Origin of the sequence: Streptomyces sp. NPDC053542, assembly GCF_044544685.1 — a bacterium.
Taxonomy (GTDB): Bacteria; Actinomycetota; Actinomycetes; order Streptomycetales; family Streptomycetaceae; genus Streptomyces.
The window spans coordinates 199722-211553 of sequence record NZ_JBITXL010000013.1 but is presented as its reverse complement, the minus strand read 5'-3'; the positions used below and the strand labels follow the sequence as shown (position 1 = coordinate 211553).

9 protein-coding genes are annotated in these 11832 nt (G+C 69.8%); 3 read left to right on the top strand and 6 right to left on the bottom strand.

Going from position 1 to position 11832, the window contains the following annotated elements; all coding sequences use genetic code 11:
* The first annotated feature begins 549 nt into the window (after window positions 1-549).
* Window positions 550-2943, top strand: coding sequence for a Helicase associated domain protein (locus ACIGXO_RS31635; RefSeq protein ID WP_399793724.1), 2394 nt, complete (start codon window positions 550-552; stop codon window positions 2941-2943).
* A 160-nt stretch (window positions 2944-3103) separates the two neighbouring features.
* Here the strand turns inward: ACIGXO_RS31635 and ACIGXO_RS31630 are convergent, their stop codons facing one another.
* On the bottom strand, window positions 3104-5266 hold the full coding sequence (locus ACIGXO_RS31630; protein WP_399793722.1) for an ATP-binding protein: 2163 nt from the start codon (window positions 5264-5266) through the stop codon (window positions 3104-3106).
* Between the two features lie 1221 nt (window positions 5267-6487).
* On the opposite strand from ACIGXO_RS31630, the gene ACIGXO_RS31625 reads away from it, so the two are divergent.
* On the top strand, window positions 6488-7321 hold the full coding sequence (locus ACIGXO_RS31625) for a PIG-L family deacetylase (RefSeq protein ID WP_399793720.1): 834 nt from the start codon (window positions 6488-6490) through the stop codon (window positions 7319-7321).
* 321 nt (window positions 7322-7642) lie between these two features.
* Here ACIGXO_RS31625 and ACIGXO_RS31620 read toward each other — a convergent pair whose 3' ends face one another.
* From ACIGXO_RS31620 to ACIGXO_RS31605, 4 genes are all read right to left on the bottom strand, one after another.
* Window positions 7643-7924: a hypothetical protein gene (locus ACIGXO_RS31620; RefSeq protein ID WP_399793717.1), complete on the bottom strand. Its 282-nt coding sequence runs from the start codon at window positions 7922-7924 to the stop codon at window positions 7643-7645.
* Window positions 7925-7940: 16 nt separating this feature from the next.
* Window positions 7941-8366 carry a hypothetical protein gene (locus ACIGXO_RS31615; protein ID WP_399793714.1) on the bottom strand — a complete coding sequence of 142 codons (426 nt, stop codon included), beginning with the start codon at window positions 8364-8366 and terminating at the stop codon, window positions 7941-7943.
* A 60-nt stretch (window positions 8367-8426) separates the two neighbouring features.
* On the bottom strand, window positions 8427-8606 hold the full coding sequence (locus ACIGXO_RS31610; RefSeq protein ID WP_399793712.1) for a hypothetical protein: 180 nt from the start codon (window positions 8604-8606) through the stop codon (window positions 8427-8429).
* Window positions 8607-9354: 748 nt separating this feature from the next.
* Entirely contained in the window at window positions 9355-9744 is a 390-nt protein-coding gene (locus ACIGXO_RS31605) for a nuclear transport factor 2 family protein (RefSeq protein WP_399793710.1), read from the bottom strand.
* A 104-nt stretch (window positions 9745-9848) separates the two neighbouring features.
* Between ACIGXO_RS31605 and ACIGXO_RS31600 the strand changes: the two genes are divergently transcribed.
* On the top strand, window positions 9849-10427 hold the full coding sequence (locus ACIGXO_RS31600) for a TetR/AcrR family transcriptional regulator (RefSeq protein ID WP_399793708.1): 579 nt from the start codon (window positions 9849-9851) through the stop codon (window positions 10425-10427).
* A gap of 766 nt (window positions 10428-11193) precedes the next feature.
* On the opposite strand, the gene ACIGXO_RS31595 is transcribed toward ACIGXO_RS31600, so the two are convergent.
* Entirely contained in the window at window positions 11194-11643 is a 450-nt protein-coding gene (locus ACIGXO_RS31595; RefSeq protein WP_399793706.1) for an SUKH-3 domain-containing protein, read from the bottom strand.
* Between the last annotated feature and the right edge of the window lie 189 nt (window positions 11644-11832).

The following is an 11832-nucleotide window of genomic DNA, read 5'->3' as shown; positions in this document are numbered from 1 at the left end:
CCCGCGGAGCGGGTACCCCAGCGCTGGCGCGCTGGGCAGTGAAACGACTCCGCTAACGCTCCGTCAAATTCCCGCGCAAGCGCGGGAATTGAATTCCGCAAGCGGAATTCTGAAAGGAATCAATTCGCGCAAGCGCGAATTGATGGATCCCCGCAAGCGGGGATCCTGACGGCTGGCTGCGAGGGAGGATGCATCGCGTCCGTACCCGTGTAAACCCTGGAATTCCGGGCCACACCCCCATCGAGCCTCGGGGCCCGGACCGGTGCCGGCACCCACCCGAAGAGAACCGGCTCCGCTGCGCTCCGCCTCTGAGGCGCGTACCCCACTCGAGACCCTGAGACACCCAACAGTATGCACCTCAACGTCCCATCGACGCGCGTGAACTGGTAGTGCGTCACCCCAACGATCCAATCTCGCCGAATCGGATTCACCATAGCTGATGCAGTGTGTAGAGTTTGGTACCACACTGCATCACCACCCCGAGCCCGCATCACACCCCGGGAACCCTTCGCTGAATGCGCTTCTCATTCCCTCTAAGGAGTACGGGAAATGCCCGTGAAACTGCGTGACCATCAGGTCGAGGCCGTAGATGCCATCGTGCGCGGCCTCGACATTCCGCCGGGCAAGAGGATTCCCCGCGATGGCCTGCGCGGGCAGGTCATCGCTGCGTGCGGGACGGGCAAGACCATCATCGCTGCCTCCACGGCGCGGCGTCTGGTGCCGCACGGCCGGGTTCTGGTGCTGGTGCCGACGCTGGATCTGCTGACCCAGACGGTGCGGGCCTGGCGCGAGGTCGGGCACACCGGGCCGGCGGTCGCGGTGTGCTCCCTCCAGGACGACGGTGCGCTGTGGAGCATGGGCGTACGCGTCACCACCAGCCCCGTTCAGCTTGCCCTGTGGCACGGCCAGGGGCCGGTGACCATCTACGCCACCTACGCCTCCCTCGGTGTCCTCGCCGAAGCCTTCGAGGGCACCTACGGGCAGCAGCTCGCGCCCGTGGACCTCGCCTGTGTCGACGAAGCCCACCGGACAAGTGGCTCGCTGGGGAAGGCGTGGGCGGACATCCACCACCAGGACGTCATCCCCGCGGTGCGCCGGCTGTACCTGACGGCGACACCGCGGATCTGGCAAGAGCGAGGGCCGTCCGAGGAGCAGCGGGAGGGGTTGCGGCGGGATCCGCTGCCCGAGGAGCTGGCGGCCTCCATGGACGACGAGAGCATCTTCGGGCCCGTGCTGTACCGGCTCACCCTGGCCCAGGCGGTGTCCCGCGGCCTACTGGCGCGATACCAGATCATCGTGGTCGAGCTCCAGGACCCGGTGGTCACGCCGGAGCGGTTGTGGGGTGAGCAGCGGTATGAGGAGGAGGTGCGCGGGGAGCGGCTCGGTGCGTTGCAGGCGGCGATGTTGCGGACTGCGGCGGAGCATCAGCTGCAGACGATGATCACGTTCCATCACCGGACGATCGAGGCGCAGGCGTACGCCGAGGGGTTGCCGGCGGTGGCGGCGAAGCTGCATGCGGATGATCCGCAGAAGTACCCGCGGCGGATCTGGGCGGACTGGCTGTGTGGCGAGCACGAGGCCGAGCACCGGCGGCGTGTGCTGGGTGAGTTCGCGACCCGGGCCGGACGGGCGTTCCTTTCGAATTGTCGCGTTTTGGGGGAAGGTGTTGACATTCGAGCGGTAGACAGCGTTGCCCTCCTAGATCCCAGAGGCGCGCCGCACGACATCGTGCAGGCCATCGGCCGGGCGCTGCGGCAGCAGCCGGGTGAGGGGAAGCTCGCCTCGCTCATCGTCCCGGTGTTCCTGGCGCCCGGGGAGCGGCCGGAGGACATGTTCACCTCCGGCAGTTATCACCCGTTGATCAAGGTATTGCAAGGGCTGCGTGCTCATGATGAAGAGGTCATCGAGCTTCTTGCCATTCCCCAGGAAAATCAGAAGCGGGTCGTGGATCCGTCTGTGAGTATCGGGCCGGCGCCGGAGGAAGGGGAAGAGGAATCCCGTCTTCTGCTGCGATTTGCCGCGCCGCGGGACCCGGTGATGGTCGCGGAATGGGTCTCCTTCAACGTCATCGACACCGAGCGGCAGGACTGGGCGCGGGGCTACGCCGCGCTGAGGCGGTTCGTGGAGCGGAAGGGACACGCGCGGGTGCCGTATGACCACAAGGAGCCGCCCGGGCCGTATCCGCTGGGACAGTGGACGGCGGAGCAGCGACGCGCGTACGGGGCCGGGACCATGTCGGGTGCGCGGGCGGAGCGGTTGGAGAAGCTCGGGATGGTGTGGGACGCGGCGGATGCGGCGTTCGAGGAGAACCTTGCCGCGGCGAGGGTGTACTTCGAGCAGCATCGCACGCTCGCCGCGCCGCGGCCGGCCACCGCGCTGGACCGTCCGGTGGGGCAGTGGCTGTCGAACATGCGCCGCCCGGGTGCACTGGACGGGCATCCCGAGCGGGCCGCCGCCTTGGCGGCGATCGATCCGGAGTGGAACCCGGCGTGGCCGGTCGACTGGCAGCGGCACTACGCCGCCGTGCGGGAGTGCCTGGCCGGCGGGGCCCGGGTGGAGGATCTGCTGCCCGGTGTCACCGTCAGCGGCGCTGACATCGGGCGGTGGCTGGCCCGGCAGCGCGAGCACACCACTTGGAGCAAGCTGTCGGCCGGGCAGCGCGAGCGCCTGGAGCAGCTCGGCATCGAACCGCTCCCCGCGCCCAAGGCGGTCGGGAAGGGCCGTAAGGGCGGTTCTGGGGCGTTCGAGCGGGGGGTGGCGGCCCTGGCGCAGTACAAGGCCCGTACGGGCTCTGTGACCGTTCCCAGGGCTCATGTGGAGGTGCTGGGGGACGGTAGGGAGGTGAAGCTCGGCATCTGGTTGTCGAACACCAGGAGCCGGCGTGCCAAGCTCGCCGCCGACCAGCTCGCGCAGCTGGCCGACCTCGGGTTGGAGTGGGCGTAGGCGTTGCCGAGGATTGTGTCCCGGTCATCGAGATGCTGCGGTGGGCTGGAGCGCCTTCGATGCAGTGGCGCATCGCGGCGGGGTCGTCTTTGGGGAGCGCTGGGGTGGGTTCTTCGGTGGCGTGGGGAGGGATCGGTGGATGGGGCTTGGGGGGGCGGGGTCAGCCGGTGGGGTCGGGCTGTGCGGGGGTGTGTGATGGGGGGCCGGGCGGGGTGAGGGCTTCGGCGATGCCGGTGTCGGGGGCGGTGGTGCAGCCGGTGTGGAAGGCGGCCTGGTAGGCGTCATCGCCGATGAGGCGGCGGGCCGTTTTTTCGCACGCGGTGCGGGCTGCGATGAGTTCTGGTGAGCCCAGTTGGGGGGTGCCGACGGTCTGCCAGATCTGGTGGGCCAGGCCGAGGATGCGGGCGCCTTGCTCGGCGTGCCCGGAGGCGATGGTGGCGGAGGCGAGTAGGTCGAGGGTGATGGCGATGCCGGTGCTGTCGTGCAGGCGGTGTTTTCCGGCGATGGCGCTGCGGGCGTGGGTGGCGGCTTCCTCGGGCCGTTGTCGTCCCTGGGCGGCCAGGGCGCAGATGTAGTCGCCGTAGGTGCGTACCCAGGTCTCGCCGTGTCCGGCGCACTCGTCGCGTCCGGCGGCGGCAGCCGCCGCGGCGTCGGCGAACCGGCCGAGGTGGATGAAGGCGTAGGCGCGGGTCATCCAGGCCAGGATCCAGGCGGCGTCGTACCGTCCGGCTGTCGGCCGGGTGTGCAGTGTCGCGTCGAGCATCTCCACGGCCGGGGCGGGTCGGCCGCTCAGTGCGAGGCTGGCGGCCGTCAGGAAGGCGGCGGCGACCGGTGCGGTCTGGTCGGCCTCCGTTGCCACGGCCGTGCGGAAGGCTTTGGCGTAGTGGAGGCTGGTTTCGGTGTCGCCTTGGCCGTAGGCGGCCATTCCGCAGGCCCACAGGGCCTTGGCGTGGACCGGTCCGGGCGTCGTTTCCCGCGCCAGTGCCCGCTGCAGGTAGTGCTGCCCTTCCTTGCCGAAGCCGCAGGCGTGCCAGAAGAACCACAGCGTCCCGCCGAGCTCCAGCGCGGCCGGTGGGTCTTCCTCGGCGAGGCAGTGGTCGAATGCGGCACGGAGGTTGGCGTGTTCGGCGACCATCCGTTCGTACCAGGTGATCTGGTCGGGTCCCATCCAGGCGTCCTCCGCCTGGTGGGCCAGGTGCAGGTAGTGGGTGAGGTGTCGGCGTCGCACTGCCCGTTCCTCGCCCAGGCCGCGCAGCCAGTGGGCGCCGTATTCGCGCAGGGTGTCCAGCATCCGGTACCGCTCCTCGGCCCCGGTGGGCACCCAGGTCAGGATCGACTTCTCCGCCAGGGCGGTCAGCAGGTGCGGGACCTGGTGGGCGGGCAGGTGCTCGTCGGCCAGCACCTGGCGCGCCGCGGCGGTGCCGATGGTGCCGGCGAAGACCGACAGCCGCGCCCAGGCCAGGCGTTCGGCCGGGGTGCACAGCTCGTGACTCCAGCCGATCGCGGTGCGCAGCGCCTGGTGCCAGGGGGGTCCCTCCCCGCTCGAGCGGAGCCGAGAGCTTGGGGGCGGGGTGGCGCCCAAGTCCTCGCCGTTGGTGTTGCCGAGGATGGCGTAGCGGTCGTCCAGCTGCTTGTTCAGCTCGGCCGGGGGCATCTCGCGCAGGCGGGCCGCGGCCAGTTCCAGGGCGAGGGGCAGTCCTTCCAGGCGGCGGCACAGGGTGGCCAGTTCGGTGCGGTTGGCGTCGGTGATGGCGAAGCCGGGCACGGTCTGCGCGGCTCGGTCGGCCAGCAGCACCACCGCGTCCGCCGCCTCGTCGGTGTCGGTCTCGGGGAGCGGGAGCGGGTCGAGGCTGAGCATCTCCTCGAGGTGCAGGCCGAGCGGGCGGCGGCTGGTGGTCAGGATCCGCAGGCCCGGCGCGACGGTCAGCAGCGTCGCCGCCGTCTCCCGGCAGTCCTGGAGGAGGTGTTCGCAGGTGTCCCACACCAGTAGCAACTGCCGGGCCGCGAGGTATTCGGCGATCACTTCGATCATCGGCCGGGTGGTCTGGTCGGCCAGCGGCAGCGCCTCGGCGATCGCGTACGGCAGCGTGCTGCCGTCGCGCAGTGGGGACAGTTCCACCCACCATGCCCCGTCCGTGAAGCCCGGCTGCAGCTCGGTTGCCGCCCGCTGCGCCAGTCGGGTCTTGCCCACGCCCCCGGCCCCGGTCACGGTCACCAGCCGCGACCGTCCGCACAGCCGGGTCACCTCGGCCAGCTCCGCCCGCCGCCCGACCAGCCGGCTGGTTTCGTCGGGCAGGTTGCCCACCCGGCGCTCTGCTGCCATCGCGACCACCTCCCTTCCGATCCCCTGCGGTCTTGGGGTCTGCGGGTCTCGGTGGTAGCAGAGGGCCGGGCCCCTCCGCAGGGCTTCGGCCGTTTCGCCGCGGTCCCGCCCCGGGAGTGGGAAAGTGCTGCCTGCCTGCCTGCCTGCTTGCCCGCAACGGCGGACAAGCATGGGTTCGTTCGGCCCCTGCTGCTCATCCCACCGAGCTTGCCGCCGGTGTGCAGCACCGTCAGCACGACCTCGGCGATCGGTTTCCCTCCGGGCAGCACGTGTGATGCTGTGCTGCGCCGGTGCGCCGGTGCGCCTGCCAGGGAGTCGGTGGCGGGTCCGTTGCCGGAGGAGCTGGTGGCGTCGATGGATGAGGAGAGCGTTTTCGCCTGGTCCGCCTCACGGCGCCGGGCGTCGGCCGCCTGTACCGCGTCGGTGCAGGGCTGCTCGGCTTCGTACGGGCTCTGTGATTGTCCCCAGGCCCACGTAGAGGCGTTGGGGGGCACTGGGACGGAGACGGCAGCGCAGCGGTCGAGGTCCGGCTGGGGGTGTGGCTGTCCAACGCCAAGGGCCGGCGCACGAAGTCACCGGCGACTAACTCGCCCAACTCGCCGGCCTCGGGCTGGACTGGGCGTAGGAGTCGCCGGGGTGTCTGTACCCCTGGGTCACAGTTCTGGGCGACGGTGGCAGGCGTAGCAGTGGCCAGGCGGAAGATTTTGCCCGGTCGCTGCTGTCTGCGGTCCTCTTCGCAGCCCAAGGGTCGAGTGAGCCGCGGTTGACCAGGCGCGTCGGCGTCCTGGCGTCGGCGGTTCGGCCGTCATCGAGTGGAAGGCGCCGCATGGCCGTTCATCTTCCAGGTAACGGTCGGCACGGCCTGCTGTATCGGCCTGCTGTATCGGCGTGCTGTTCGAGGACATGACGGGGCGCCGGCTGTCGCTGAGGCGCACTGATCGCTGGCGCCGGACGGGAAGTCGGATCCGACGTGGCGCTCAGACGTGAAGGTCGCCTGTACCTCGTTCGCGTGGAAACGCCGACACCCGGAAGGCAGGCCACGGGCGCGCCGGGAACAGCCGGCCCGATCGGCACTGTTGCATCAGCCGAGGCACCGACACCGCACGGACGGGGAACACGGAGACCGCAAGGTCGTCCGCCCCGCCAGGAACCGGGCCTCGGGATCGCGGAACGCCCGCCGCACACTCGGGCCACGACGGATTTCTGCAGGAGGACTGTTTCATGACCGACCGGCCCTTGACGCTCATGGCCGTGCACGCCCACCCCGACGACGAGGCCACCTCGACCGGAGGGATCCTCGCGCGGTACGCGGCGGAAGGCATCCGCACGGTTCTCGTGACATGTACCGACGGCGGCTGCGGTGACGGACCGGGAGGCGTCAAGCCGGGCGACCCCGAGCACGATCCCGCGGCCGTCGCCCTGATGCGCCGCCAAGAACTTCGGGAGAGCTGTGACGTCCTGAAGATCAGCGACCTGGAAATGCTGGACTACGCCGATTCCGGGATGATCGGCTGGCCGAGCAACGAGGCCCCCGGATCCTTCTGGCAGACCCCCGTGGCAGAAGGCGCCGCCCGACTCGCGGAACTCATGCGCCATTACCAGCCCGATGTGGTCGTCACCTACGACGAGAACGGCTTCTACGGCCACCCCGACCACATCCAGGCCCACCGCATCACGATGGCGGCGCTGGAGATGACCGCGCTGACACCGAAGGTGTACTGGACGACGATTCCCCGCTCGGGCATGCAGCGGTTCGGCGAGATCCTGCGCGAGTTTCATCCCGACATGCCCGAGCCGGATCCTGCCGAGACCGCCGCGATGGCCGAGATCGGCCTCCCCGACGACGAGGTCACCACGTGGGTGGACACCACCGCATTCAGCGGCCAGAAGTTCGACGCCCTGGCCGCGCACGCCAGCCAGGGCGAGAACATCTTCTTCCTCAAGATGGGCAAGGAGCGGTTCGGCGAGCTGATGGGCATGGAGACCTTCGTACGCGTCAAGGACACCACCGGCGCGCCCGTACCCGAAAACGACCTCTTCGCCGGACTGCGCTGAACCACCCATCCGACCAAGGCCCAAGGACCGAGGACCGAGGACCGAGGACCGAGAAACCTCATCGGCCGCACGGCCCCGACCGCAGGCACCCGATTGGATCCTTCCCTCCCTCACCGACGCACAGACGACGCACAGATCTCCGGCGCACCGGCTACCTGACGTCGGACTCTTGACCCAGCCTCTTCCACACGGCGCGACGGACAGCGAAGGCCGGCGCGGGCGGCCCCGGAGCGGTAACCCCGCTCGCCGCTCGTGCCGCCCTGTGCAGGCGCAGGGCGGTACGCGTTGGCAGGTGGACCGGGGCTGGAGACCCGGGGGCGATCAGGCGTCCGCGGCCCGGGCGGCCGGCAGCTGGGCGCGGGTGCAGGTGGTCGAGCCGTCTTGCGGCGTGGTGCACAGCAGCTCGAACAGCCCGCGCGGCGGCTCCGGCGCTCCGGGGCCCGCCGCTGGGGCGGAGATGTCCTGGAGCAGGATGTCTTGGAGCAGGATGTCCAGGAGCTGGGCGAGGTTGTGGCAGCCGGTGCCGAGGTAGCCCCAGCCCCCCCGCAGCCTTCGCGCTCGGGTGCGAACCGCAGCTGACCGTCCTCGGTGCGGATCCAGCACGTATCGCCACTGACAGTCAGGGACGCGAGCGGCGACGTGGTGGGCAGACGCTGCAGTGCGAAGGTGAAGATGTCTTCGTCCTCGGTTTCCGGCGAGCGGCGCAGCGCCGGAACGCCGGAACGCCGGTGACCGGGGCGCGCATCAGGACGTCGGTTTCGGCGTCGCGGGCGTTGTCCAGCAACTGGTGCTCCAGAACGGTCGGAGCCTGTTCACGGTCGGCCGGCACCAGGCGTTCGGCCCATTGCCGGGCGGTGGCGCAGGAGGCGGGCCGTACGCTCACAGCCGCGCCGGTGTGCCAACCCTCGCCGCCGTCCCACCGCATAGCGAAATCGACGACGCGGTGCGCCAGGACGGCGCGACGCTCGGTGAGAGACAGCCACCCCGCCCGGCGCACCATCTCCGACGGCGCGGTCGGCTCCGCACGGCGCAGCTCGGCCGGCACCGCACCAAGCGCCAAGCACCAAGCACCAAGCACCAAGCACCAAGCACCAGATGAGCACCGTCACCCCCGTCGGTTCGCGTTCTTGCGCAGCTCGGCGATATGGCGGGTCATCGAAGCATGGTCGCGGTGACGGACATGCCGTGAGAGGTGCCAGCACAGTTCAGCGGCCGGTGAGCCGTCCGGCTCATCCGCGGCGAGCTGCACCAGCGCCGTGACCGGGTTGGTGACAGTTGGTGACATGGCAGGCCGGCACCACCACCGCCGGCGGCGCGCCGGGGCGCCACGCGGCGAGCGCGTCGCGGTCGCGCAGGGCAGAGAACCAGTACGGTGCCGTCTCCCCACGGTCCTTGTACGGGGCCGGGACGGCCGAAGAGGGGGCCTGTTCAGCGGCAACCGACAGACGGCGGATCGGGGCTGCGGGGCTGGGCGCGTGGCTCGCCGCAGGGCTCGCTGCGGGGCTCGCTGCGGCCGTGGCGTCCGCCGGCGTCAGTGGGGGGGGCGGTGGTCATCGCATCCTCGGTTTCTCCGGCCGAACGCGGCCGGATCGGTGACAGGTCCGGCCCGCCCGCGCGAGGCGTACGGGCCGGGACCACCGCGAGGAAGCACCCCTTGTCCGCGGTCTGACGGTCACCGCCGACGGGTGCCCGTTTTCTCTGGACCGGGCCTGGACCGGGCGGGTTGTCCGTGGCAGGAGCCACACTTCCTGGCGCCGGGTCAGAAGCTATGTCATAACCCTGATCTGCCGAGGGCTGCAGTGTGTGGGCCCAACGACTCAGTCTCAGAACGACTGCCGCCAACTCGGCTCCTGGGCAAACGCGTCGTCCTCTTCGGCGTCGTACGCCTCAGCCTCAGCCTCTGCCTCTGCCTCTGCCTCTGCCGTGATGCCTTCGCAGCGGCACTGCTCCAAGGAGGAGTCGAGAGCAAGGCAGTCGTCGTAGTGCCGTAGTGCCCCTCAGGCGACTTGCTTGCCCCGTCCAGCTGGGAGTCGTCAGACGAAGAAGGCGTTCATCCCGGGCACGTCGGAGAGGTAGGTCTCGATACTCGCGATCTTTCCGTCGCGGAGCCGGCAGACCGTGGCCAGGTATTCGTCCAGCACAGCGTCCTCCCGGTGCGCGGTGTTGTGCAGGGAGAGCGCCATGTTCTCCCTGCTGACCAGGAGATGCAGCAGCTCGAAGTTGAGGCCGTATGCGGCAATCCGCTGAGCGCGCTCCACCACTGCGTCGGCGCCGTCGGCTGTGCCGGAGATGGTGTTGTCGCCGGGCAGGGTCCAGGTGGCGTCGTCGTGCAGCAGGGCCCGGATGCCGTCCCAGTCACCCGAGACAAGGGCCTGGTGGAAGGTGCGCCCGAGGGCGAGGGAGGAGGCTTCGTTGGTGGACATGACATTCCCTTCGCAATGCTAAAAGCAGTGATCTCTGCTTTAACGCGACCGTAAGCCCCTGCCCGCTAAAGCGCAACTCTTTGCTTTAAGGTGGAGGGGTGAACGTGAACGCTGACGCACCGACGAAGCGGCCCGGCGGCCGCAGCAGCCACGTCCGTGCCGCCGTGTACAGCGCCGTGGTTGCGCTGGTGAGCGAGCGCGGCGCCGACCAGGTGACCCTCCCCGCCGTGGCCAAGCGCGCGGGGGTCAACTCCAGTACTCTCTACCGTCGCTGGGGTACGCTCGCCGCGCTCCTGGCCGACGTCGCCAAGCACCACGGCGACGCCGACGCGCCCCCGCTCGTCGGCGACCTGCGCACCGACCTTGAGAACCAGACGCTCTGGACACTGACGGAGCTCTCCCGGCCCGGCGGCATCGCGTTCTTCCGCGCCGAGGTCGCGCCCGACATCGACGAGAGGCGCGACGGACTGCGTGAATGCCTGCACAGGGTCAGTGAGCGCTTCCGCCCCGTCCTCGACGCGGCGCGGGAGCGCGGCGACGCGCCCCCGTCCCTGGAGCAGATTCTGGACCGGATCGTTGCGCCGCTCTACTTCCGGGTGGTCTTCTCGATCCCCGGTACGGATGAGGCGTACGTCCGTGGCCTTGTCGCGGAGCTGCTCGGGAAGCTCCAAATGGAGTCTTGAGCTTCGCTCGACTCCCCGCTCCAGCGGAACCCGCCCGGACCCGCACACACCTCGGGCTTGTTCCTGGCGACCTCCCGCTCGGCCTCCGACGGCCTTCGGGGCGCGCACCCGGGGCATCCCCGGCCATCGGTCATCTTCCTGATGACCTCGCCCTTGCCGCCGTAGTCCTTGAAGCGGGCCCGGGCGGGTACCCGGGCACGCGGCCCGAATCGAGCCCCGCGGCAGCGGCACCGTCTTCTTCGCCGCGGTCTTCTTCGCCGCGGTCTTCTTCGCCGCGGTCTTCTTCGCCGCGGTCTTCTTGCCGGCCGGTTTCCCGCCGCCGGTCTTCTTCGCTGCTTGCGCCCGCTTGATCGCCTCGCGCTGCGCCTTGCCGGGCCGCTTCTTCCGCTGCTGCCCGCAGGCCGCTTCGGCAGCGTTAATGATGTGCCGGGGTCTGTCCCACGGCGGATCGTCGGGCCGTGCGCGCACCGGCGGCCGCGCGCCACGCGCGCCGGGATACGGCGCATCGACGCGCATCACCACAACCTCGGTCACCCGGCCGCCGGCTCGTTGCCCCGTCCGAACCGAGGGACGTCGGCCGGGGCGAGATCACTACGAGGGCGGAGCAGCCGGAGCGGGCGCCGCCATCGGCCGGCCCCGTCCAGCGCAACGTCGGCGCTGATCCCGGCGACCAACTCGGGGCGGCGACGAGGGGGACGTCGGGATTCAAGCTCCTCCACAAGCGCGTCCTACTCGCCAAGTAACCCTGTCACCAGACATGTTCCGGCTACCCGTGACCCTCGTCGATCCTGCGGGGCAGCACGCCGAGGATCAGATTCTCGAGGGCGTGCGGCATTGCCCCGAAGCTGGCGACCCAGGTCTCGACAAGATAGATCTCACTACCCTCATCGATGCCGAGAAAGAATCGGCCATGATCGAGCTCACCGAGCGGAAAGAGCTCTCTGCCCAGCACGGCGCTCCACTCCGAGAACCGGTCCTCCTCTCCCCGCGCCAGCTCCGGGTCGAGTTCGAACGGCTCGCGGGCGCGGCTGATTCCCGGGCCCCCGATGCTGACGGTCAGCCCTCCGATCTCCTGGAGGAATGCCTCCGCAGCATCGTGCACAACGATGCCGACATCTTCGAACATGGACCGCCAGCCAGCCGTGCCGACCCGTCTGCCAGGCATCCATCCCGAAGCCTCCAGGACCTCAAGCACCTCCGGCGACCATTCGCTCATGACCGACCACCCCAGCTCCCGCCAACTTGAAGTAGGCGCGGTCGTCTCAGCAGTCGAGCCGAGTGAGTACAGCATGTGACCACACCACAAGAAGGGGACCAGAGCCCGTAGTGGACTAGAGCCCGTATGGACCAGTGGACCAGAGCTCGTTCCTGGGTGCACAGCCACCCGTCCAAAGCTCGCACGCGC

Coding starts and splice junctions, on each gene's coding strand:
- ACIGXO_RS31635 (WP_399793724.1), top strand. CDS start 550: ATGCCCGTGAAACTGCGTGACCATCAGGTCGAGGCCGTAGATGCCATC.
- ACIGXO_RS31595 (WP_399793706.1), bottom strand. CDS start 11,643: ATGAGCGAATGGTCGCCGGAGGTGCTTGAGGTCCTGGAGGCTTCGGGA.
- ACIGXO_RS31625 (WP_399793720.1), top strand. CDS start 6,488: ATGACCGACCGGCCCTTGACGCTCATGGCCGTGCACGCCCACCCCGAC.
- ACIGXO_RS31630 (WP_399793722.1), bottom strand. CDS start 5,266: ATGGCAGCAGAGCGCCGGGTGGGCAACCTGCCCGACGAAACCAGCCGG.
- ACIGXO_RS31610 (WP_399793712.1), bottom strand. CDS start 8,606: ATGTCACCAACTGTCACCAACCCGGTCACGGCGCTGGTGCAGCTCGCC.
- ACIGXO_RS31605 (WP_399793710.1), bottom strand. CDS start 9,744: ATGTCCACCAACGAAGCCTCCTCCCTCGCCCTCGGGCGCACCTTCCAC.